At 68.9% G+C, this 21,765-nt stretch carries 21 protein-coding genes and 3 tRNA genes; 12 read left to right on the top strand and 12 right to left on the bottom strand.

The window, feature by feature from the left end:
• Window positions 1–3: 3 nt before the first annotated feature.
• The 4 genes from ACRXBZ_RS17655 to ACRXBZ_RS17640 all read right to left on the bottom strand — a co-directional run bounded on the left by ACRXBZ_RS17655 (window position 4) and on the right by ACRXBZ_RS17640 (window position 3,943).
• Complete coding sequence (locus tag ACRXBZ_RS17655; protein WP_433880022.1) at window positions 4–2,217, bottom strand: putative T7SS-secreted protein; 2,214 nt, start codon at window positions 2,215–2,217, stop codon at window positions 4–6.
• Window positions 2,217–2,705, bottom strand: coding sequence for a hypothetical protein (locus ACRXBZ_RS17650; RefSeq protein ID WP_433880021.1), 489 nt, complete (start codon window positions 2,703–2,705; stop codon window positions 2,217–2,219). The genes ACRXBZ_RS17655 and ACRXBZ_RS17650 overlap by 1 nt, the downstream gene beginning before the upstream one ends.
• Window positions 2,706–3,191, bottom strand: coding sequence for a hypothetical protein (locus tag ACRXBZ_RS17645; protein ID WP_433880020.1), 486 nt, complete (start codon window positions 3,189–3,191; stop codon window positions 2,706–2,708).
• Window positions 3,192–3,322: 131 nt separating this feature from the next.
• On the bottom strand, window positions 3,323–3,943 hold the full coding sequence (locus ACRXBZ_RS17640) for a YigZ family protein (RefSeq protein WP_433880019.1): 621 nt from the start codon (window positions 3,941–3,943) through the stop codon (window positions 3,323–3,325).
• 190 nt (window positions 3,944–4,133) lie between these two features.
• On the opposite strand from ACRXBZ_RS17640, the gene ACRXBZ_RS17635 reads away from it, so the two are divergent.
• Together ACRXBZ_RS17635 and ACRXBZ_RS17630 are read left to right on the top strand one after the other, a co-directional pair.
• A complete protein-coding gene (locus ACRXBZ_RS17635) occupies window positions 4,134–4,292 on the top strand; it encodes a hypothetical protein (RefSeq protein WP_223839832.1) in 159 nt (52 codons plus the stop codon).
• Between the two features lie 350 nt (window positions 4,293–4,642).
• Window positions 4,643–5,800, top strand: a complete 1,158-nt coding sequence (locus ACRXBZ_RS17630; RefSeq protein WP_433880018.1) for an FAD-dependent monooxygenase — start codon at window positions 4,643–4,645, stop codon at window positions 5,798–5,800.
• Window positions 5,801–5,903: 103 nt separating this feature from the next.
• Here the strand turns inward: ACRXBZ_RS17630 and ACRXBZ_RS17625 are convergent, their stop codons facing one another.
• The 5 genes from ACRXBZ_RS17625 to ACRXBZ_RS17605 form a co-directional block, all read right to left on the bottom strand.
• Window positions 5,904–6,734: an aldo/keto reductase gene (locus ACRXBZ_RS17625; protein ID WP_433880017.1), complete on the bottom strand. Its 831-nt coding sequence runs from the start codon at window positions 6,732–6,734 to the stop codon at window positions 5,904–5,906.
• 132 nt (window positions 6,735–6,866) lie between these two features.
• On the bottom strand, window positions 6,867–8,075 hold the full coding sequence (locus ACRXBZ_RS17620; RefSeq protein WP_433880016.1) for an MFS transporter: 1,209 nt from the start codon (window positions 8,073–8,075) through the stop codon (window positions 6,867–6,869).
• Window positions 8,076–8,434: 359 nt separating this feature from the next.
• Complete coding sequence (locus tag ACRXBZ_RS17615; protein ID WP_433880015.1) at window positions 8,435–8,902, bottom strand: MarR family winged helix-turn-helix transcriptional regulator; 468 nt, start codon at window positions 8,900–8,902, stop codon at window positions 8,435–8,437.
• Between the two features lie 33 nt (window positions 8,903–8,935).
• Window positions 8,936–10,642: an aa3-type cytochrome oxidase subunit I gene (gene ctaD, locus ACRXBZ_RS17610; RefSeq protein WP_433880014.1), complete on the bottom strand. Its 1,707-nt coding sequence runs from the start codon at window positions 10,640–10,642 to the stop codon at window positions 8,936–8,938.
• 233 nt (window positions 10,643–10,875) lie between these two features.
• Window positions 10,876–11,451, bottom strand: coding sequence for an SACE_7040 family transcriptional regulator (locus ACRXBZ_RS17605; protein WP_433880013.1), 576 nt, complete (start codon window positions 11,449–11,451; stop codon window positions 10,876–10,878).
• 86 nt (window positions 11,452–11,537) lie between these two features.
• Here ACRXBZ_RS17605 and ACRXBZ_RS17600 point away from each other — a divergent pair, with 86 nt between their 5' ends.
• The 3 genes from ACRXBZ_RS17600 to ACRXBZ_RS17590 all read left to right on the top strand — a co-directional run bounded on the left by ACRXBZ_RS17600 (window position 11,538) and on the right by ACRXBZ_RS17590 (window position 16,507).
• Entirely contained in the window at window positions 11,538–13,151 is a 1,614-nt protein-coding gene (locus tag ACRXBZ_RS17600) for a carboxyl transferase domain-containing protein (protein WP_433880012.1), read from the top strand.
• A gap of 107 nt (window positions 13,152–13,258) precedes the next feature.
• Window positions 13,259–15,310: an acetyl/propionyl/methylcrotonyl-CoA carboxylase subunit alpha gene (locus tag ACRXBZ_RS17595; RefSeq protein WP_433883906.1), complete on the top strand. Its 2,052-nt coding sequence runs from the start codon at window positions 13,259–13,261 to the stop codon at window positions 15,308–15,310.
• 3 nt (window positions 15,311–15,313) lie between these two features.
• A complete protein-coding gene (locus ACRXBZ_RS17590; RefSeq protein ID WP_433880011.1) occupies window positions 15,314–16,507 on the top strand; it encodes an acyl-CoA dehydrogenase family protein in 1,194 nt (397 codons plus the stop codon).
• Window positions 16,508–16,605: 98 nt separating this feature from the next.
• Here ACRXBZ_RS17590 and ACRXBZ_RS17585 read toward each other — a convergent pair whose 3' ends face one another.
• Both ACRXBZ_RS17585 and ACRXBZ_RS17580 read right to left on the bottom strand, forming a co-directional pair.
• The gene (locus tag ACRXBZ_RS17585) at window positions 16,606–17,124 is read right to left on the bottom strand and encodes a hypothetical protein (protein WP_433880010.1); all 519 of its coding nucleotides are present in this window, start codon (window positions 17,122–17,124) and stop codon (window positions 16,606–16,608) included.
• Window positions 17,125–17,388: 264 nt separating this feature from the next.
• On the bottom strand, window positions 17,389–17,610 hold the full coding sequence (locus tag ACRXBZ_RS17580; protein ID WP_168585653.1) for a heavy-metal-associated domain-containing protein: 222 nt from the start codon (window positions 17,608–17,610) through the stop codon (window positions 17,389–17,391).
• A 246-nt stretch (window positions 17,611–17,856) separates the two neighbouring features.
• On the opposite strand from ACRXBZ_RS17580, the gene ACRXBZ_RS17575 reads away from it, so the two are divergent.
• The 5 genes from ACRXBZ_RS17575 to ACRXBZ_RS17555 all read left to right on the top strand — a co-directional run bounded on the left by ACRXBZ_RS17575 (window position 17,857) and on the right by ACRXBZ_RS17555 (window position 18,976).
• On the top strand, window positions 17,857–18,096 hold the full coding sequence (locus ACRXBZ_RS17575) for a hypothetical protein (protein ID WP_168585652.1): 240 nt from the start codon (window positions 17,857–17,859) through the stop codon (window positions 18,094–18,096).
• 125 nt (window positions 18,097–18,221) lie between these two features.
• Window positions 18,222–18,416 carry a hypothetical protein gene (locus ACRXBZ_RS17570; RefSeq protein WP_433880009.1) on the top strand — a complete coding sequence of 65 codons (195 nt, stop codon included), beginning with the start codon at window positions 18,222–18,224 and terminating at the stop codon, window positions 18,414–18,416.
• 285 nt (window positions 18,417–18,701) lie between these two features.
• A tRNA-Glu gene (locus tag ACRXBZ_RS17565) sits at window positions 18,702–18,774 on the top strand.
• A gap of 23 nt (window positions 18,775–18,797) precedes the next feature.
• A tRNA-Asp gene (locus ACRXBZ_RS17560) sits at window positions 18,798–18,874 on the top strand.
• A gap of 28 nt (window positions 18,875–18,902) precedes the next feature.
• A tRNA-Phe gene (locus ACRXBZ_RS17555) sits at window positions 18,903–18,976 on the top strand.
• Between the two features lie 162 nt (window positions 18,977–19,138).
• Here the strand turns inward: ACRXBZ_RS17555 and ACRXBZ_RS17550 are convergent.
• Window positions 19,139–19,849, bottom strand: a complete 711-nt coding sequence (locus ACRXBZ_RS17550) for a GTP pyrophosphokinase (protein WP_433880008.1) — start codon at window positions 19,847–19,849, stop codon at window positions 19,139–19,141.
• 88 nt (window positions 19,850–19,937) lie between these two features.
• On the opposite strand from ACRXBZ_RS17550, the gene ACRXBZ_RS17545 reads away from it, so the two are divergent.
• Both ACRXBZ_RS17545 and ACRXBZ_RS17540 read left to right on the top strand, forming a co-directional pair.
• On the top strand, window positions 19,938–20,060 hold the full coding sequence (locus ACRXBZ_RS17545) for a hypothetical protein (protein WP_433880007.1): 123 nt from the start codon (window positions 19,938–19,940) through the stop codon (window positions 20,058–20,060).
• A 55-nt stretch (window positions 20,061–20,115) separates the two neighbouring features.
• Entirely contained in the window at window positions 20,116–21,759 is a 1,644-nt protein-coding gene (locus ACRXBZ_RS17540; RefSeq protein ID WP_433880006.1) for an ABC-F family ATP-binding cassette domain-containing protein, read from the top strand.
• The last annotated feature ends 6 nt before the right edge of the window (window positions 21,760–21,765 follow it).

The raw sequence follows: 21,765 nt of genomic DNA, 5'->3' as shown, positions 1-21,765 counted from the left end.
GGCTTAATTCCCTTTCCCTAGGTCTCGCATGACGACACACAGGTCATCATCGGCGGATCGCACTTCGCTAACCAGGAAGCGATTGCCGCTTTGCCACATTACTTCAAGCTCGTCCGGGTTTGTCGCGGAGAGGTCTCGAGCATGTTGGGGGTCGTCGATGATGAACCGCACCTTGTGCGGCTTCTCGGGGCCGTGTTCTGAGAACATCGCCGGCGGGACGTCCTTCGAGGCTGAGGTGAACGCCAGTTCCTCTACGGTCTCACCGGGCTGGTAGCGCTGCAAGATGGCCTGGAATTCTTGGTCGCTAACGCCGATGTCGCGAAAGACTCGCGGCGTCTGGACGGCGTCGACACGCGGCATCTCTTCGAGCGCGCTGCGTAGCACGTTGGCCTCGGGGCTGACGTAGTCGCGGTCGATCGCGTCTCCTTCACGCAAGATGCGGTTGAGGGTGTTGGCGTCTTCGCCGATGTATCGGCGCAGACCCATCGCTTTCTCGTCGTCCAGGTGGGCGAGTTCGGGGTGTTCTTCCCGCAGCCGGGCCACGCTCTCTTCGAACGGGACTCCGGTACGCGCCTCGACTCGCTCACGGTAGGACTGCCGGTCCTCGTCGGGCAGCTCGTGGCACGGCTCGCCGTGCGGCTCCGGGTCGGATGCCCGCGGCGCAGGTTCCGGTGCCTCGTCCTGGTCCCGCTGCCCGGCTGGATCCGCCTGGCGCTGCGCGTCCGCCTGGCGCTGCGCGTCCGCCTGGCGCTGCGCGTCCGCCTGGCGCTGCGCGTCCGGCTGGCGGTCGGGGTGCCCGTCGGGCTGCTCTGGGATTTCCCGCGATGGCGGCTCCTCGCCATATTCCCGCGTGCTGCGTCCCCCGACGTCTTCCCACGGGTCACCCCAGTCGAGGTCATCGTTCCTGTTCGTCCCGCGTCCATAGGCCTGGCGCGGCTGATCCTGGTTGCCCGGCTGGGCGTCCCGTGCGGGCGCGTCGTGGTCGGGCCCGCGGTCCCACCCGCTGCCCTGCGGTCCGAACGGTTTCCCATTATCCGGGATTGACTGCAGTTCGGGCGAGGGGCGCATTGAGGGCGAAGGGGGTGCGTCGTTGTGGCCCCAGGACGCGATGGGTGGTTGTGACGGTGGTTCAGGGGTCCAGTTGCTGGGCGTGGAGCGCAACGAGGTGCCGATGTCGTGGGGCTGTGGGGGCGGGTAGCCAGGGCTTTGGGGCGCCGGGTGCGAGTTCGGCTGGGTTGGTAGGGGTGTGTGGGCATTCGGGGCGGCGTCCGGATGATGAGCCGGGGTCTTGCTCTTGTCGCCGAAGAAGTCCGTGACCGTGTCCAGCGCGCGCCGACTCATGGATCCCGCTGTGCTGCTGCCGCCGGTTGCGAGGCCCGCGGCTACTTCCGGGGCTAGCTTTCCGAGGGTGCCGAAGGGGTCTTTGGTGAAGCTGTCGATTCCGGCACCGATCATCGCCTTGCCGGTGCCGATCGGGTCGCTGATGAATGCTTTGCCTGCCGCGACGGTGCTCGCCGCCAGGTTGCCGATGTTCTCGGCGTACTGCGATGGGTGGGTCAGGTTGTACGGGTCGAACGGGTTGAGCACTCGGGCTTGCTGGAGCATGCCCAGGGCTCCGTCGAAGCTGCCCTCCCAGAAGTCGCCTGCGGACTCCGCGACGTTCTGGAAGATGTCCTCGGCCGCGGACTCGAGCATGGTGAGCGGCCCCGGCTGCGGCGGTGCTTTCTCGGCCGCCTGCATCAAGGTCTTCGCGAGGTTCTTCGCGGCCTCCTCGACCTGGGCCTTCGCCGAGTCCAGCGACGCCTGGGCCTGGTTGCGGGCGGCCGCGCCCGGGTCCTGGAACGGCTCGGTGGCGTTGCCCTGGTCGGCCGCCTTCTCGTACTGGGCCTCGGCCTGCGCAGTTCTCCGCTCCGCCTGCTCGATGTCGGCACACGCCTTCTCGGCCTGCTGCTGAGCCCAAGCCAGCACGTCGCGGTACCGCCGCATCGCGTCGGCGGCTTCGGTGAAGGCGTCGGCCGCGCGGAACCACTTGGGCGGTTCCTGCTGGAAGTACTCCTGGAACCTGTCGGCGGTCTGGCCCTCCCAGCCGGTGGTGTTGATCTTCTGGAAGCCCTGTCCGGCGTTCTCGAACGCGGTGCCCAGCTTCGTCATGGTGGCCAGGGTTTCGTCGATGGCGGGAAGTTCGCCGGGAATCTCCTCTTTGGGGTCCGGAGCCATCAGCCGTCCACCTTGGTGTTGTGGCCGGCCTGGTTCAACACGTGCGAGGCGGCCTGCTGCGGCAGTCCCTCCGGCGCGATATCGACCCCGAACTGCGCGAACGACTTCTGCGGGGCGGCGTCGAGGTCGGCGGTGGGGTTGTCGAACCCGGCACCCAAGACCTTCTTGAACGCGTCGATCGCGGCCTGCTCCATCTTCTCGTACTCGGTCCGCGTGTCGGACAGCGCTGATGCTGCGGCGGCCCCCTCCTCGACCAAGAACTTCACCCCGTATTCCCACTTGCCGCAGAACCTCTTCAGCGCCTCGGTGACCAGCGCCGAACCGGACTGCTCCGCACCGAGGGTCATCATGGTGACGCCGTGGCCATCGTTGCCCAGCTTCTTCACGGGAAACGGAAGTTCGTTCTCCAACGCGGCGATGGCGTCGTTGACGCCATGCGACGCCTGTTCCAGAGCCCCCAGGTCGACGCGGAATCCATCGTTGCCCACTTAAAGCGTCCCTCCCCAAGCACGCTTGACAGGTGTTTCGTACGGCGATTGCGCGGCCACCGGGCGATCATCCGGTTGGTCGCGGTCCACTGCGATCGACTCGGGCAGGATCCCGCGCAGTGCGGGCAGGGTCACGGTGTGTTCCTGGAGCGGGTCCAGCAGCACGCTCGTGCCCTTCGGCATGCCGGGCAGGTAGCCGTCCAGCAGCCGGGCGCCGGTGAGCAACAGGTACTCGGCCGCCTGCTCGGCCTCGCCGCGCTGCCGCCGGTACTCGGCGAAGTAGCGCAGGTCGGAGAACACCGGGAGCCACGGGATCCCGTCCACGTGCACCACCGGCACGGTCGGCGGGCCGGACACGCATTCGAGGTAGACCCCGGCGCTGCGGAAGGTCGCCACCAGATCGGCCGGACGCTCCACGGTCCGGCGGAACCGAAGCGCTTCCCGAACCAGCGGTGGCGCGTCCGGAATGGACGCTGCTGAACTCATGTCCCCCCACATGCGCGTAGTAATCAGAACACAGCGGGGAGTGACGTTATCCGATCGATCGGCAGCGGAAAAAGCGGCCAAACCACGTGGCGTGCACCGTACAAAATATTAGGCCGGACGGCGGTACGGGATCAGGGTTCCATTTCGGCGTAGGTGAGGTCGCCCAGCTCTGGTTCGGCGGCTCCGCCCGTGGCTTCCGCCAGCCAGGTCCGGAAGGTGTCCACTTCGGACTCCGGGACGTTGATGCGGAAGCGGACCTCGGCTTGGTAGTCCGTGTCCGCCACCTGGTAGCCCGCCGAGCGCAGGTCGTTGTCCAGCTTTCCGGCCAGCAGGTAGTCCACCGTGGTCGTCACGATGCGGACCGGGCGGCGTTCGAGCAGGCCCACGTGGTCCAGGGCGGCCGACACCGCGCCGCCGTAGGCGCGCACCAGGCCGCCCGCGCCGAGCAGCACCCCGCCGAAGTAGCGGGTCACCACCGCGACCGCATTGGTGATCTCGTTGCGGCGCAGCACTTCCAGCATCGGCACGCCCGCCGTGCCCGCCGGCTCGCCGTCGTCGCTGGACTTCTGGAACTCCCCAGAGTCGCCGAGGACGAACGCGGTGCAGTGGTGCCGCGCGTCGTGGTGCAGCCGGCGGCGCTGCTGGATGAATTCCCGCGCTTCCGCCTCGGTGGTCACCCGTGCCAGCGCGCACCGGAAGCGAGACTTCTTCACCTCCAGCTCGTGCTCACCCGTCCGCTTGATCGTCCGCATCGGTCCCCTTTGTCCAGTGGCGCCCGCCACCGCCGCGCAGCACCTTCGGGCCATCCTCCCATTCCGGAAACGGTGCAGGTCAGCGCGGTGATCCGGGCTGGAGGAGGCGGCGATTTCCGTTGTGGGCCGCGGGCCCGTAACGTCCCCCCTCATGGAGCAGTCATCGAGCCCGTTTGAACCAGGCACGCGGGTGCGCGCCACGTTCGGCCGGTTCCGTGATCGGGTCGGCACGGTGGTGGAGACCGCCACCGGTCTCCCCGAAGTCTTCGACGGTCCGGTCCTCTGGGTGCGGTTCGACGGAGCCGACGATCCCGGCCTGGTCGCAGGCAGATTTCTGGAAGCCGCCTGACCCCCGCGTCGGCGGCGGGTGGTCCCCGGTTTCAGTTGAAACCTCGCGGACCGCCCCGGGATCCACAGTTTCAATGGAACTGTGGAGTGCCCCAGCCGGGCCGAGCGGGCTCAGCCCCAGACCTCGGCGACGGGCGGAGCAGGCTGCCCACGTGGTCGGCGCGGAACGGGGGTGCGACGCGCGGGCCCATGCGCGCAACATGGTTTGCGAATGCGATCGCGCCTAGTCGTGATTTTAACCGTCGTCGCCGGCCGGGCAACCGGGGTGTTCGCTCTGTGTGAGCAAGGACAATTCGGTATATCCGGTCGAGTGGATAAAATCGACTCGACAATCGACGTCGGGGATGACGGATGGAGACGATGCGGGTTCTCGTGATCGGGGCCGGAGTCGGGGGACTTGCCATCGCCAACGGATTGATCGACAAGGGCCACCACGTGCAGGTCTTCGAGCACGCGAACGCCCTGCGGACCACCGGCGCGGGCATCACGGTGTGGAGCAACGGCACCGCTGCGCTGCGCGAACTCGGCGTCGACATCGAGGAGGCGGGCCGTCCGCTGCACAGCCTCCGGTCTGTCACCGAAACCGGTCGGCTGCTCTGGGAAGCCGACCTCGGCGAGGTCACCGAGCGCTTGGGCTCGCCGACGGTGCAGATTCCCCGCCGCACGCTGATCGCGGAGATGGCCGCCGCGCTGCCGCCGGGCGTGCTGCACTTCGGCCGCCGCTGCGTCGGCGTCACCGAGCACCCGGACCACGTCGTCGTCGAGTTCGCTGACGGCGGCTTGGCCGCCGGGGACGTGCTGATCGGCGCCGACGGCCAGGGTTCGGTGGTGCGCCGCGAGGTGCTGGGCGGTGACCCGGCGCGGCCGACGGGCTGGGCCAGCTGGCAGGGTATGACCCGCAGCGACCTACCGATCGCGCACGGTCACCAGACGCTCAACATCGCCGGCCGCAACGCGCACTGCGGCCTCATCCCGACCGGCGACGGGCTGCTCCACTGGTGGTTCGACATGCCCTGGAAGGACGGCGACCCGGTGCTGTCCGTCGCCGACCTGCGGCAGGTCTTCCGCGGCTGGCCGGGCCCGGTCGAGGAACTGCTGGCCTCGGTCACCGACGACGACCTCGGGTTCTTCCCGCACATCCGGCACAAGGTGCCGCAGGTCTGGGGCGGCCCGCGCAGCACGCTGCTGGGCGACGCGGTGCACGCGATGCCGCCCGCCGTGGCGCAGGCGGCCAACCAGACGTTGGAGGACGCCTGGTTGCTCACCCAGTTCTTGTCCAATGTGGACCGCGAACCGGCGGAGCTGCTGCGGGCCTACGAGCAGGAGCGGCGACCGCGCGCGCTGAAGGTATCGCGTACCGCGGCGCTGACCTCGGCGCAGCGCAGCACCCCGTTGCAGCGCCTGGCGAGGTTCCCGAGGTGGCTGGCGACCCGCAGTCAGGTGGCCTCGCTGCGCTCCGGCAGCAACGTCCTCCGCCTCGCCCGGCAACCCCAGGTCCAGGTCGCCTGAACCTCCCGCGGCACCGCCTCGGCGGACCCGGTCAGTCCGGCGATTTCGCGGCGGCAAGAAGCCCTCCCCGCCAGGTCGGCGAGGAGGGCTTCCGGGCTGCAGGTCAGCCGCCGAAGACGTCCGGGTCGGGGCCGACGCGAATGCCGGTCTTCAGCGCCGTGATACCCGCGACGTCGTCGTCGGCGAGCTCGAAGTCGAAGACCTCGATGTTCTCCTTGATCCGCGAGGGCGTGGCGGACTTCGGGATCGCGATGTTGCCCAGCTGGATCTGCCAGCGCAGCACGATCTGCGCCGGGCTCTTGTCGTATTTTTCGGCGAGCGAAGCCAGCGACGCATCGTCGAGCAGTCCCTTGCCCTGACCCAGCGGGCTCCACGCCTCGGTGGCGATGCCGTGCTCGGCGTGGAACGCGCGCAGTTCGGCCTGCGGCAGGTTCGGGTGCAGCTCGATCTGGTTGACCGCGGGCACCGCGTCGGTTTCCTCGAACAACCGGCGCAGGTGCGGGATCTGGAAGTTCGACACCCCGATCGCCTTGGCGCGGCCGTCGGCGTGCAGCTGCTGGAACGCCTTCCAAGTCTCGACGTAGCGGTCCTTGGCCGGGAGCGGCCAGTGGATCAGGTAGAGGTCGACGTAGTCGAGCCCGAGCTTGGTGAGGCTCTCGTCGAAGGCCTTCAGCGTGCTGTCGTAGCCCTGGGAGTCGTTCCCGAGCTTGGTGGTGACGAACAGTTCCTCGCGCTTGAGGCCCGATTCGGCGATCGCCTTGCCCACGCCCTCCTCGTTGCCGTACACCGCGGCCGTGTCGATGCTGCGGTACCCGGCCTGCAGCGCCGCCAGCACCCGCTCGACGACCTGGCCGGCCGGGAGCTTGAAGACGCCGTAACCCAGCTGCGGCATCGCTGCGCCGGTGTTGAGCGTGATGTTCGGAACCTGTGTCATGAGGGTGTTTTCCTCCACCGATGTCGGATTGTTCGTCCCGCGGATCGCGGGCTGGTGTCCGCCTTGCCGGTCACCGTATTCGGTGCGGTAAGCCCCGGCTAGCCGATCTGCCTAGAGCTAAGCGGGAATCCCTCAGCCGACCTCGATCGACTCGGTGGGCTGCGCGGCGCGGTGCGAGACCAGGACCTCGGACTGCTGGGTCCGCCGGTCCAGCCGGCCGGAGACCAGCGCGAAGCCCAGGCCGACCACCGCCAGCAGGGCTCCCACCCAGCTCGGCGCGGTCAACCCCAGGCCGGCGGCGATCACCACGCCGCCGAGGTAGGCCCCCAGCGAGTTGGCGATGTTGAAGGTCGACTGGATGCTTGCCGAGCCCAGCGCCGGGGCCTCCCTGGCCTGGTCCAGGATTCGTGCCTGGATGCTGGGGATCGCCGCGAACCCGGTCGCGCCGATCAGGAACACCGTGATCGGCGCCAGCGCCGCGCTGTGTGAGGTGACCACGAACAGCGCCAGGCAAGCCGCCAGCGCGCCGAGGAAGACGTACAGCGTCTTCATCGGAGCCCGGTCGGCGAGCCGCCCGCCGACCGCGGTGCCGACGGTCATCCCGACGCCGAACAGCGCCAGCAGCAGGGTGACCGCGGTCGGCGTGTAGCCGGTGACGTCGGTCAGCACCGGCTTGATGTAGCTGTAGAAGGAGAAGGTCGCGGCGAAGCCGAAAACCACGACGGCGAACGCCAGCCAGACCTGCGGGCGGCGAAACGCGCGCAGCTCGCCGCGCACGCTGACGTCGGTGGGCTTGGGCTGGTCGGGCACCAGCGCCGCGACCGCGGCCAGCGCGATGACGCCGATCACCGCGACCAGGCCGAACGCCCAGCGCCAGCCGAGCGCCTGGCCGAGCAGCGTGCCGACCGGGACCCCGACGATGTTCGCCACGGTGAGCCCGATGAACATCATCGAGATGGCCTGGGCGCGCTTGTCGGTGGCGACCAGGCTCGCGGCGACCACGGCACCGATGCCGAAGAACACGCCGTGCGGCAGGCCCGCGAGGAACCGGGCGCCGAGCAGTAGCTCGTGCGTCGGCGCGGTCGCCGAGCACAGGTTCCCGACGGTGAACAGCACCAGCATGCTGAGCAGCATCGTCTTGCGCTTGAACCGCATGCCCAGCATGGTCAGCAGTGGTGCGCCGATGACAACGCCGAGCGCGTACAGCGAGATGTAGCCTCCGGCGTCCGGGATCGACACCTGCAGGTCAGTGGCGACTTCGGGCAGCAGGCCCATCATCACGAACTCGGTCGTACCAATCCCGAATGCGGCGATGGCCAGGGCCAACAGGGCAATGGGCAAGGTGACGTCTCCCCTTGAAAGCCGGACGGTTTGTCGCGTTCTCGCCGACCGGGCGCACAGCGGTGCGCGTCACATCCCGGCGTTCGAGAACGATTCAGGAAGACGGCTATCAGTGGCGCTCCCCAGACGTGTTCAACAGTAGTCCGGTGCCCCGCTGTTCCCGAAGCGGTTATGAACCGCGCCACGTCGGGAACCGCTCGTTCTGCCGAGCAGGCAAGGGAATCTTTTCATCCACAGTGGACTTGGAACGGTGCGCGGTGCACATCCGCGAGGCGGTTTCACTGTGCACTCTGGCAAAAACCGAACGTGGAAAAGCTTCTGCTCTGGGGCGTACTGGTCGATACCGCGCTGGTAGTGCGTCAGCGGATGGTGCGGTAACCAGGGTGGACACCCGGGGCCAGGTCGTGGCTCTCGGCCAAGCGTTCCAGGAGCGACTGGAGCCGGGCGCGTTCGTCGGCGTCGAGGGCTTGGCAGAAGCCGGCCTCGTGCGCGGCGGCCACGGCGCGGATCTTGTCCAGCAGCTCGGTGCCCTCCTCGGTGAGGGTCAGCTCGTGGACGCGGCGGTCGCGGGTGCTGCGGGTGCGGGTGACCAGGCCGCGACCCTCCAGGTCGTCGACGAACGTGACGACCTTGCTGGGCAGCATCCCGAGGTTCCCGGCCAGCGTCTGCTGGCTCAGCCCCGGCTGCGCGGCGATCATCCGCAGCATGCCGACCTGGGGCGGGGTCAGGCCGAGCGCGCCGACGCGCTCGGCGAACTTCGTCGCGGCCTGCGTGCCCAGCTGGGTGAGCAGGAACGCGACGCCTGTCTTGGGGATCTCTGCTGCCACACCAAATACTCTACCAGCCACGAATCGTTCAAATTACGAATGATTTGCGCCGCGGCGCAGGCTTGCGTGCGCCTCGATGTCCATGCGCTCGGTCATGTGCGGGTAGTGCAGCTCGAACGCCGGCCGGACCGACCGGATGCGCGGAAGCGCGGTGAAGTTGTGCCGCGGAGGAGGGCACGACGTGGCCCATTCCAGCGAGTTCCCGTGTCCCCACGGGTCGTCCACGGTCACCACCGCGCCGAAGCGGTAGCTGGTGAAGACGTTGTACAGGAACGGCAGCATCGAGGCTCCCAAGATGAACGCGCCGATGGTCGACACCACGTTCAGCGTGGTGAAGCCGTCGGAGCTCAGGTAGTCGGCGTAGCGCCGCGGCATGCCCTCGCTGCCCAGCCAGTGCTGCACCAGGAATGTGCCGTGGAAGCCGATGAAGGTCAGCCAGAAGTGCAGCTTGCCCAGCCGCTCGTCCATCATCCGGCCGGTCATCTTCGGGAACCAGAAGTACACCCCGGCGAACACCGCGAACACGATCGTCCCGAACAGCACATAGTGGAAGTGCGCGACCACGAAGTAGGTGTCGGTGATGTGGAAGTCCAGCGGCGGTGACGCGAGGATGACGCCGGTCAGCCCGCCCAGCAGGAACGTCACCATGAACCCCACCGCGAACAGCATCGGTGATTCGAAGGTCAGGTGGCCACGCCACATGGTGCCGATCCAGTTGAAGAACTTGATCCCGGTCGGGATCGCGATGAGGAACGTGGCGAACGAGAAGAACGGCAGCAGTACCGCACCGGTGGCGAACATGTGGTGCGCCCAGACGAGCATCGACAGGCCCATGATCAGCAGCGTGGCGAACACCAGACCGGTGTAGCCGAACAGCGGTTTCCGGCTGAACACCGGGAATATCTCGGTCACGATGCCGAAGAACGGCAGCGCGACGATGTAGACCTCTGGATGGCCGAAGAACCAAAATAGGTGCTGGAAGAGGACGACCCCGCCGTTGGCCGGATCGAACACGTGCCCGCCCAGGTGCCGGTCGATCAGGAGTCCGAACAGCGCGGCGGCCAGGATCGGGAACGCCATCAACACCATCAGGCTGGTCGCCAGGATGTTCCAGCAGAAGATCGGCATCCGCCACATCGTCATACCGGGACAGCGCAGGCACACCAGCGTGGTGATCATGTTGACCGCGCCCAGGATCGTGCTCAGGCCGCTGAGGATCAGCCCGGCCGCCCACACGTCGCCGCCCGGGCCCTGGCTGAACATCCCGCGCGACAGCGGCGTGTAGGCGGTCCAGCCGAAGTCGGCCGCGCCGCCCGGCAGCAGGAACCCGCTGAGCACGATCAGTCCGCCGAACAGGAACAGCCAGAACGACAGCGCGTTCAACCGCGGGAACGCCACGTCCGGCGCTCCGATCTGCAGCGGCAGCACGACGTTTGCGAAGCCGAACACGATCGGTGTGGCGAACAGCAGCAGCATGACCGTGCCGTGCATGGTGAACAGCTGGTTGTACTGCTCCTGCGACAGGAACTGCAGGCCCGGTTGCGCCAGCTCGCCGCGGATCAGCAGCGCCATCGAGCCGCCGACGATGAAGAAGAAGAACGAGGCGATCAGGTAGAGGATCCCGATGTCCTTGGGATCCGTGGTGTGCAGCCACGGGATCAGGCGCTGACCTTTGAGCGGGCGCCTGGTGGTCCGCGACCGCGTCGGAACCGCGGTGGGTTCGATCCTGACGGTTGCCATGCCAGTCTCCTGCGGCATCGCGAGGGCATCAGAGCCGGGTCCACCCAGTCTCAACCCGGCCCCGGCGAGCCGCAATCGGCATCCCCCGTCACCCGGAGAGGGCGCAATTTCGTGAGAAATTGGCACGGCCTCGGGTGACGCCAGATGTCACGCTCCGTCCCGGTTCGCAGTGCGTTCCCCCAGGTGGCGGTCAATTTCTCGCGAAATTGGCACGGCTCCTGGTGATGCGGGCGTCAGCTCGGCGCGCTTTCGATGGCGCCGTGCGCCATCGAGCGCAGCAGGCGGGACATCGCTTCGGCGTCCAGGTAGGCGCTGTAGGGGGTCGAGTTGATCAGCCCGAACACCGCGTGCGCGGCGGCGCGGGCGGTCGGGCGGTCCAGGTCCGGCCGGATCTGGCACAGCACGTCCACCCACACCTCGACGTAGCTGCGCTGCAGCTCGCGGACCTTGTGCCGGTCGGCGTCGGCCAGGCTGTCCAGGTCGCGCATGTGCACGGTGATCAGCGCCGGGTTGGACAGCGCGAACTCGACGTGCCAGCGCACCAGCCGGTCCAGCGCGTCGCGCGCGTCCGCGGCGGCGCCCACCCGGTCCTGGCCGCCGAGCAGCAGCCGGTCGCTGATCCCGGTGAGCAGTTCCGCGAGCATCGCGTCCTTGCTGCGGAAGTGCCGGTACAGCGCGGGCCCGGAGATGCCCACGGCCGCGCCGATGTCGTCGATACCGACCCCGTGGAAGCCGAAGCGTGCGAACTTCTCCGCCGCGGCGGTGAGGATCTGCTCGCGGCGCGACGGCTTGGCTGCATCGGTGGACATCGACGTCGATGCTAGACGAAACGCGTTAGTCGTCGTTAACATCGGTCGCGTTAACGATGACTAACTCCGGTGGAAGGTGTGCCCGCATGGATGCGCCCGCCCTGCGCACGGCCGTGGACCCGGACTCGGCGGACTTCGCCCGCTACGCCGAGCAGCACGCGAAACTCGTCGACGACCTCAACACCCAGCTCGGCCGCGCCCGGCTGGGCGGGCCCGAGAAGGCCCGCATCCGGCACGTCGAACGGGGCAAGCTCCTACCCCGCGACCGGGTGGACGCGCTGCTCGACCGAGGCTCGCCGTTCCTGGAGCTCTCGCCGCTGGCCGCGCACGGCCTGTACGACGACGAAGCGCCGTCGGCGGGCATCATCACCGGCATCGGCCGGGTGTCCGGGCGGGAATGCGTGGTCGTCGCCAACGACGCAACCGTCAAGGGCGGCACGTACTACCCGATCACGGTCAAGAAGCACCTGCGCGCGCAGGAAGTCGCGCTGCACAACAGCCTGCCCTGCCTGTACCTGGTGGACTCCGGCGGGGCCTTCCTGCCCAGGCAGGACGAGGTGTTCCCGGACCGCGAGCACTTCGGCCGGATCTTCTACAACCAGGCGACCATGTCCGCCCGCGGCATCCCGCAGATCGCCGCCGTGCTGGGCTCGTGCACCGCGGGCGGTGCCTACGTCCCGGCGATGAGCGACGAGGCCGTGATCGTCCGCGAGCAGGGCACCATCTTCCTGGGCGGTCCGCCGCTGGTGAAGGCCGCGACCGGGGCCGAGGTGACCGCCGAGGAGCTCGGCGGCGGCGAGCTACACTCGCGCACCTCCGGCGTCACCGACCACCTGGCCGCCGACGACGCGGACGCGCTGCGCATCGTCCGCTCGATCGTCAGCACGCTCGGCCCCCGCGAGCCCAGGCAGTGGGACGTCGCGCCGGTGGAGGCGCCGGCGGTCGACCCCGGCGAGCTCTACGGCGCGGTCCCGACCGACAGCCGCACCCCTTACGACGTGCGGGAAGTCATCGCGCGGATCGTGGACGGCAGCCGGTTCGCGGAGTTCAAGCACGACTACGGCCAGACGCTGGTGACCGGCTTCGCCCGCATCCACGGGAACCCGGTCGGCATCATCGCCAACAACGGCATCCTGTTCAGCGAGTCGGCGCTCAAGGGCGCGCACTTCATCGAACTGTGCGACAAACGGTCCATCCCGCTGGTGTTCCTGCAGAACATCTCGGGGTTCATGGTCGGCAAGGAGTACGAGGCGGGCGGCATCGCCAAGCACGGCGCGAAGATGGTCACCGCCGTGGCCTGCGCCCGCGTCCCGAAGTTCACCGTCGTCATCGGCGGCTCGTTCGGGGCGGGCAACTACTCGATGTGCGGCCGGGCGTACTCGCCGCGGTTCCTGTGGATGTGGCCGAACGCCCGGATCTCGGTGATGGGCGGCGAGCAGGCGGCGTCGGTGCTGGCGACGGTGCGCCGCGACCAGCTGGACGCGCGCGGTGAGCACTGGTCGGTCGAGGACGAGGAGGCGTTCAAGCAGCCGATCCGGGACCAGTACGAGCACCAGGGCCACCCGTATTATGCGACTGCCCGGCTGTGGGACGACGGCGTGATCGACCCGAAGCAGACCCGAACGGTTCTGGGCCTGGCGATCTCGGCGGCGGCCAACGCCCCGCTGGAACCAATCTCCTACGGCGTCTTCCGGATGTGAAAAACAGGCCGTGAGTGGTTTTCGGTGCTCTGGCGACCAAAAGCGCTCACGGGTGTTGACCAGGCGAAACGTTGTGATCTGCCGTTCGGCAAGGCGAAGGGGTGACGATGCAGCACTTCGACACGGTGCTGGTGGCGAACCGGGGCGAGATCGCGGTACGCGTGATCCGGACGCTGCGGCGGCTGGGCATCCGCTCCGTCGCGGTGTTCAGCGACGCCGACCGCGGCGCGCGGCACGTCGCCGAGGCCGACACCGCAGTCCACATCGGACCGAGCCCGGCCACCGAGAGCTACCTCGACGGCAAGCGCATCCTGGACGCCGCGCGCAGCACCGGAGCCCAGGCGATCCACCCCGGCTACGGGTTCCTCGCCGAGAACGCCGGCTTCGCCGAGGCGTGCGCGCAGGCGGGCATCGTCTTCATCGGCCCACCGGCCACCGCGATCGAGTCGATGGGCGACAAGATCCGCGCCAAGCAAACGGTTTCCGCCGCCGGCGTCCCGGTGGTGCCCGGCCGCAGCGAGCCGGACATGACCGACGCCGACCTGCACGCGGCGGCGGTCGAGATCGGTTTCCCGGTCCTGTTGAAGCCATCCGCCGGTGGCGGCGGCAAGGGCATGCGGCTCATCCACGACGAGTCCACCTTGAACGACCAGATCGGCTCCGCGCGCCGCGAAGCCCGCTCGGCGTTCGGCGACGACACGCTGTTCGTCGAGCGCTTCGTGACCCGACCGCGGCACATCGAGGTCCAGGTGCTGGCGGACGCGCACGGCAACGTGGTGCACCTCGGCGAGCGCGAGTGCAGCCTGCAGCGGCGGCACCAGAAGATCGTCGAGGAGGCCCCGTCGCCGCTGCTGGACGCCGAAACGCGCGCCGGCATCGGTGCCGCCGCGGTGGACGCGGCGCGCTCGGTCGGTTACGTCGGGGCGGGCACCGTCGAGTTCATCGTCTCCGCCGACCGCCCGGACGAGTTCTTCTTCATGGAGATGAACACTCGCCTGCAGGTCGAGCACCCGGTCACCGAACTCGTCACCTCGGTCGGCGGGGAACGCGGCGTCGACCTCGTCGAACAGCAGGTCCGGGTGGCCGGGGGAGAGCCGCTGCCCTGGGCGCAGGAGGACCTGTCGATCGACGGCCACGCCGTCGAGGCCCGTGTCTACGCCGAGGACCCGACCCGCAACTTCCTCCCGACGGGCGGCGACGTCCTGGCGGTGCACGAGCCGTCCGGCCCCGGCGTCCGGGTCGATTCCGGGGTGCGCGCGGGCGGGCGCGTGGGATCGGACTACGACCCGATGCTGGCCAAGGTCATCGCGTGGGCGCCGAGCCGGGCCGATGCGCTGCGCCGGCTGGACGCCGCGCTCGCCGACACGGCGGTCCTGGGCCTGCACACCAACGTCGCGTTCCTCCGCGCACTGCTGAGGCATGACGACGTCCTGGCCGGCCGCCTGGACACCGGCCTCGTCGAGCGCGAACTCGACTCGCTCGTCGCCGAGAGCAACACGACACCGGACGACGCCTACGTCGCCGCGGCCTTGGAGCGGCTGCTCGCCGCCGAACCGACCGAGCCGGTCGTCGACCCGTGGGACATCCCCGACGGCTGGCGGCTCGGCGAACCTGCCTGGAGCACCTGGCGCTTCGCCGGCCCGGCCGACGAGGTCCGCGTCCGGTTGCGAGGCCGCGCCCGGGACGCCGGGGTTTCAATTGAAACTGTGCCCAAGGGTGACCCGGCAACGGCAGTTTCAATTGAAACTGCGGTCCACCGGGCCTCGGTCGAAGCGCACGGCGACACCCTGACCGTCACCTACCAGGGCCGCACCCGTCGGTACCGCTACGCGCACGTCGACGGCACCACCTGGCTCGCCGCGGACGGCCACGCCTGGGCGCTCGCCGAGCACCGCCTGCTCGCCGAGCGCGGCGGCGCCGCCGGTCGGTCGGACGGCGTGGTGACCAGTCCGATGCCGGGCTCCGTGCTGGTCGCCGAGGTGAGCCCCGGCCAGGAAGTCCGCAGCGGACAAAGGTTGTTCGTCGTCGAGGCGATGAAGATGGAGCACACCGTCACCGCGCCGATCGACGGCGTTGTCACCGAAGTGCACGCCAGGAAGGGGCAGTCGGTCGGACTCGACCAGCCGCTGGCTGTCCTCGCCGCTCAAGAGGAGGCCTGAACGATGGTGGATCACCGGCTCAGCGAAGAGCACGAAGCCCTGCGCGAGAGCGTGCAGACCTTCGCCCGCAAGGAAGTCGCCCCGGTCATCGGCGACTACTACGAACGCGAGGAATTCCCGTACCCGCTGGTGCAGACCATGGGGCGGATGGGTCTGTTCGGGCTGCCGATCCCCGAGGAGCACGGCGGCATGGGCGGCGACTACTTCGCGTTGTGCCTGGCGCTGGAGGAGCTGGCGCGTGTCGACTCGTCCGTCGCGATCACCCTGGAGGCCGGGGTCTCGCTGGGCGTCATGCCGATCTACCGGTTCGGCAGCGACGAGCAGCGGCGCACCTGGCTGCCCCGCCTGGCGGCCGGGGAGATTCTCGGCGCGTTCGGCCTGACCGAGCCCGGCGGCGGCTCCGACGCGGGCAGCACCCAAACCACAGCGGTGCTCGACGTAGGGGGTACCTCGCGCTCGAGCGAAGCCGAGAGTGAGGGAGAGTGGGTGATCAACGGCTCCAAGGCGTTCATCACCAACTCCGGCACAGACCTCACCGGCCTCGTCACGGTTACCGCCGTCACCGGGCAGAAGCCGGGCGGCGGCAAGGAGATCTCCACGATCATCGTGCCCGCCGGAACCCCGGGCTTCACCGTCGCGAAGAAGTACTCGAAGGTCGGTTGGAACGCCTCCGACACCCATGCGCTGTCCTTCGATGACTGCCGGGTGCCCGCCGCGAACCTCCTCGGCGAGCGCGGCCGCGGCTACGCCCAGTTCCTCGCGACGCTCACCGAGGGCCGGGTCGCGATCGCCGCGGTCGGCGTCGGCCTCGCCCAGGGCTGCGTCGACGAATGCCTGCGCTACCTGGGTGAACGAGAGGCCTTCGGCCGCAAGATCGGCGAGTACCAGGCCATGCAGTTCAAGGTCGCCGACATGGAGCTGCGCGCGCACACCGCGCGGCTGGCCTACTACGACGCGGCATCGCGGATGGTGCGCGGCGAGCCGTACAAGAAGGAGGCCGCGATCGCCAAGCTCGTCTCGTCGAACGCGGCGATGGACAACGCCCGGGACGCCACGCAGATCTTCGGCGGCTACGGGTTCATGAACGAGACGCCGGTCGGGCGCTTCTACCGGGACGCCAAGATCCTGGAGATCGGCGAGGGCACCAGCGAGGTCCAGCGCATGCTGATCGCCCGGGAACTCGGCCTGCCGGCCTGAGAGAAAAGGACGGCGGAGGCCTCGGGGTTGCGGCCTCCGCCGGCCATCAGATCAGTGGTCGGGGATCGGGTCGGGGGTTGGGTCGGGTTTCGGGGGGATCAGCGCCGGAACCGCTTCTGCGGCACGGTGATCTCGTCGGTCTCCTCGATGCCGGGGTAACCGGCCAGCACGTCGTAACCGGCTGGCACGTCGTAACCGGCCGGCGCGTCGTGACCGGCGTGCGCGTCGTAACCTGCCGGCGCGTCGTACTCCGGCGCGGGCCGGAAGCCCTGCTGCGTGTCCTCGCCGGGCCACACCGGCCCCTGGCCGCTCGGTGCCGGGCCGCTCTGCACCGGCTCCTCGTCGGCGTCCGCCAGGTGCTGCATCACCCAGTCACGGGCCAGCGCTGCCGGCGAGGTGCCCTGCTTGAAGGCGAGCTCCCGCAGGCGTTCGTTGGCCATCAGGGGCAGCCGCAGCTGGTAGACCTGTGAGGCGCCGAAGCGGCGTCCGGACCCGGTGGATTCGACGCTCTCCTCAGGGGCCAGCGCAGCCAGGTACGACTCGAACTCATGATCCGGTTCGGCCGACTGGGCAGACTTCTGCTGCCGTCGGCCGGTCTTGGTTCGTCCTAGAGCCACCGGCACACGATAACGGTTGTGTTGCGACCCGCGAGTCGCTGTGAGCCCTATCACCGCTCGCCGAGTCACAGAAAAGCGCTCCCACCTGCGCTTTTGCGATCGTGATGAAAAAGCGGAGGGCCCCCGCGCCAGGGGGAGGAACGCGGGGGCCGGAGGGGATCTCCACAGGTGCTGACCGGGGGTCTGTCAGCGGACCGATTGTGGCACGTCGCAGGACGTTGTGGGGAGCTTTCCGCCGCAGGATTGCTGCATCCCGGTCGCTGCTCAGTTCGCGCCGGGCCACCCCGCGATCGTGTACCCCGCCTCGGTGATGGCCGCCGCCACCGCGTCCCGGGTGAGCTCCTGCTCGCTGGTCACCGAGACCTGCCCGCTCTCCACCGAGACCTGCACGCCGCTGACGCCGGGCAGCTCCGAGAGCTCCTCGGTGACGGACTTGGCGCAGTGGCCGCACGTCATGCCGCTAACGACGAACGTCTGACTGCTCATGAAAGTTCCCTCCTGGCAGGTTTCTGCCACGACTCGATGCGGATTCCGCCGCAAACTGTCCCGAACGTCCATTATGGACGATCGTGGTGGGGGTGGCTCAGGGGGTGTGACCAGGGCAATATTCGAAGTGGATCGAGGTTTCCCACGCGATTACTCTGCGTCGAAGTCAAATCACTCTCTGGGGGGCTGCGGGTGTTGACGACCTGTGGATAAATTGCGCCCGGAACCCGAGGCCGGGGAGGCGTCATGTACGGGTCACTGGACGTACGGAAGTTCTTGTGGCAACACGAAGACGGGTCCTCGCGGCAGTCGTCCGCGGTGCCCGCGCCGCGCACCGGCGAGCCCTCGCGGATCTCGTCGGAGCAGGTGCACCGGGCCAGGATGGCGGTCGCCCGCAGCGCGGAAAACGCCGAGGACTGCAAGCTCCTGCTGGACATGCTGGGATTGGCGCCCGACGACGACGGACAGCCGCCGGTCACGCGCTGACCGGGCGTCCGCCGTGCCGCCGAGGTGCGCTTTCGGGGCGTTCGTCGAGCGGCGTCGGCAAGTCGGCGCCGGCTCGAACCCGGCGGGCGGGATGGTCGGATTCGCGGTAACTTCCGGTGGCGTAGTTGATCATCCGTTCGTGGACCGCGTCGCTCGGGCGGCGGATCGCGGACGACCTCTTCGTGCCGGCGGGGCCGGCCGACCGCTTCGGCGAGATCTGGCGCGTGGTGCTCGCCGCGATCGCCCGGGAGGACTGGCGCGCGAACCCGAACCGACGGGTCGATCTTGAGGCGCGGATCACAAAATCGCCATCTGTCTGATTTGTGCGCTTTTCGGGTTCGGGACTCGCCTCGTGGGCTGCTGGGTGCTCGCCACCCTACGTCGGCGATGGGGTGCCAAGATCCAACAAAGCGGCAGGTCAAATGGCTATCATCGGAGGCTGTCCCGCGTCGGATCGGTGTCGCGAGGGGTGTCATGCGGCTTAAGGGACCCCCCGCCTTGGGGGCGCTGAAGGCATGTCGTAAGCTTTCATCACTGCCAACGGGGCGCTCCGAAAAGGGGAAAGCCGGTTGGAGGCAAGGCCGGGTCGGTTTCGAATCGGCCAAGCCCCCATCGTCTAGCGGCCTAGGACGCCGCCCTTTCAAGGCGGTAGCGCGGGTTCGAATCCCGTTGGGGGTACGAACAACTGAAGATAGAAGCATGGCCCAGTGGCGCAGTTGGTTAGCGCGCCGCCCTGTCACGGCGGAGGTCGCGGGTTCGAGTCCCGTCTGGGTCGCCAAGGCGAACGGCATTGAGCCGACGCTATCGGCCAGGTAGCTCAGTTGGTACGAGCGTCCGCCTGAAAAGCGGAAGGTCGGCGGTTCGACCCCGCCCCTGGCCACCGCTCGTAAGCCGCGAAAACAGCCCGCGCCAGTTTCGGCGGGGGCTGTTTCGTTTCAGTCGGTCTTCCGGGGAGTAGGCGTTCCGTCCGGCGGCGAGGTCGCTTCGGAGGGCGTCCGTCACATGCTGGCGCTGCGATCCAGCTCCCGGCTCTAGCCGCGCTCTAGCCGGGCGCCTCCTCGCTGCGTTCGTGCAGCGAAGACATCTGAGCGTCGAGTCCGGCAGCGGCCTCGGCCGCCGCTTTGAGCTCGGCGGCGAAGCTCTCCGGCACCTCGCCCCCGCTCTTGTAGAGCAGCTCGTGCTCTACGGCGGCCCAGAAGTCCATCGCGATGGTGCGCAGCTGGAGTTCGACGGCCACTTGCTCGGTGCGGTCGGACAGGTGCACCGGCACGTTGATGATCAGGTGCAGGCTGCGGTAGCCGTTCGGCTTCGGCGCGGCGATGTAGTCCTTGGTCTGCACGATCTCAATCTGGTGCTGGCGGATGAGATCGCGGACGAGGTAGACGTCGGAGATGAACGGGCACACGACGCGCACGCCGGCGATGTCGGTGAGGTGTTCGCGGGCCGACACCGGGTCGATCGGCAGCCCGCGCCGGGCGAGCTTGGCCGCGATCGCCTCCGGGCGCTTGATCCGCGAGGTGATGTGCTCGATCGGATCGTGCTCGTGGGCGTAGTCGAACTCCTCGCTCCAGATCCGCAGCTTGGTCATGAGCTCGTCGACGCCGAACTTGTGCACCATCAGCAGGTCGCCGGTCCGGCGCATGAAGGCGAGGGCGTCGTCGCGGTCCATGTCGCCGAGTTGCTCGATGGCGCTGCGCTGCGGATAGGGCCACCCGCGCGAGCCGCCGCGCGGAGATATGTCCCCGGAACCCATCGACGCTCCTTCCCCGCTGATCGATTCCAGCCTAGGCCGGGCCGTATGACCGGGCCTGCGCTCAGGAGCGGGGCGAGAGGATGACGACATGGATCTCCCGGTCTCCGGCGCGTTCGGCGCGGGTGTCGTAGAAAAGCGGGAGGTCGGCGGTTCGACCCCGCCCCTGGCCACCGCGAAGACCAGTCAATTCGGCCCTTACCGGGATCGGTAGGGGCCGCCTGCGTTCCGCGGGGGCTTCCGGGGCTGTTGTTATTCTCGGCGGTCTGATGTCTGCGACTCTCGTTGCCTCTGATCTCGCCGCCGGGCACGGCGACCGCTCCTTGTTCACCGGGCTCGACCTCGTCGTCGCGCCCGGCGATGTGATAGGGCTCGTCGGGGCCAACGGCGCCGGGAAGTCCACGTTGCTGAAACTGCTGGCCGGGCTCGACGCGCCGGAGCGCGGCGAGCTGCGCCTTTCCCCCGCCACCGCGATCGTCGGTTACCTGCCGCAGGAGCCCGATCGCAGGCCCGGGGAGACGGTGAACCAGTTCCTCGCCCGCCGCACCGGCGTCGCTGCGGCGCAGCGCGCGATGGACGAGGCGACGCAGGCCCTTACCGAGGGCGCGCCCGGGGCCGACGACGCGTACGCCGCGAGCCTGGATCGCTGGCTGAGCCTGGGCGGTGCCGACCTGGAGGAACGCGCCGAAGGCGTCGCGGATTCGCTTGGTCTGTTCGTCGAGCTCGACCAGGCCATGAGCTCGCTTTCGGGCGGTCAGGCCGCCCGCGCGGGCCTGGCCTCGCTCCTGCTGTCCCGCTACGACGTGTTCCTACTGGACGAGCCGACCAACGACCTCGATCTGGAGGGCCTCGAACTCCTGGAAAGGTTCGTGCGCGGGCTGCGCGCCGGCACCGTCGTCGTCAGCCACGACCGCGAGTTCCTCACCCGCACGGTCAACAAGGTCCTCGAACTCGACCTGGCCCAGCAGCAGATCAACCTCTACGGCGGCGGCTACGACGCCTACCTGGAGGAGCGCGCGGTCGCGCGCAGGCACGCGCGGGAGGCGTTCGAGGAGTACGCCGACAAGAAGTCCGCGCTGGAGGCGCGTGCGCACATGCAGCGCGCCTGGATGGACAAGGGCGTCAAGAACGCCCGCCGCAAGGGCACCGACAACGACAAGCTTGGCCGCAAGGCCCGTTCGGAGACGACCGAGAAGCAGGCCTCCAAAGCACGGCAGACCGAGCGCCTGATCGAGCGGCTCGATGTCGTCGAGGAGCCGCGCAAGGAGTGGGAGCTGCGCATGGAGATCGCGGCGGCGCCCCGCTCCGGGGCGGTCGTCGCCACCCTGCGCGAAGCGGAGGTGCGGCGCGGCGACTTCACCTTGGGACCGGTGACGCTGCAGGTCGACTGGGCCGACCGCGTGGCGATCACCGGCGCCAATGGTTCGGGCAAGTCGACGCTGCTCGGGGCGCTGCTGGGGCGCGTCCCGCTGGATGCGGGGTCCGCGGCGCTCGGCTCCGGCGTCGTCGTCGGCGAGGTCGACCAGGCACGCGCGCTCTTCCACGGCTCGGAGTCGCTGCTCGACGCGTTCTGCGCGGCCGTGCCCGACACCGAGAACGCCGAGGTCCGCACGCTGCTCGCCAAGTTCGGCCTCAAGGCCGACCACGTGCTGCGCTCGGCCGCCACGCTGTCGCCCGGCGAGCGCACCCGGGCCGCACTCGCCCTGCTCCAGGGGCGCGGGGTCAACCTCTTGGTGCTGGACGAGCCGACGAACCACCTCGACCTGCCCGCCATCGAACAGCTGGAGTCGGCCCTCGATTCCTATGCGGGCACGCTCCTGCTGGTGACTCACGACCGCCGCATGCTCGATGCGGTGCGAACCACCCGCCGCCTGGAGATGTCGGGTGGCAAGCTCGCCGAGACCTCGCCGTGAGTGCTC

It is taken from the genome of Saccharopolyspora hattusasensis (genome assembly GCF_050972075.1).
GTDB lineage: Bacteria > Actinomycetota > Actinomycetes > Mycobacteriales > Pseudonocardiaceae > Saccharopolyspora > Saccharopolyspora hattusasensis.
Note: the sequence above shows the minus strand (reverse complement) of the source record. Positions and strands in the feature narration are given on the sequence as shown.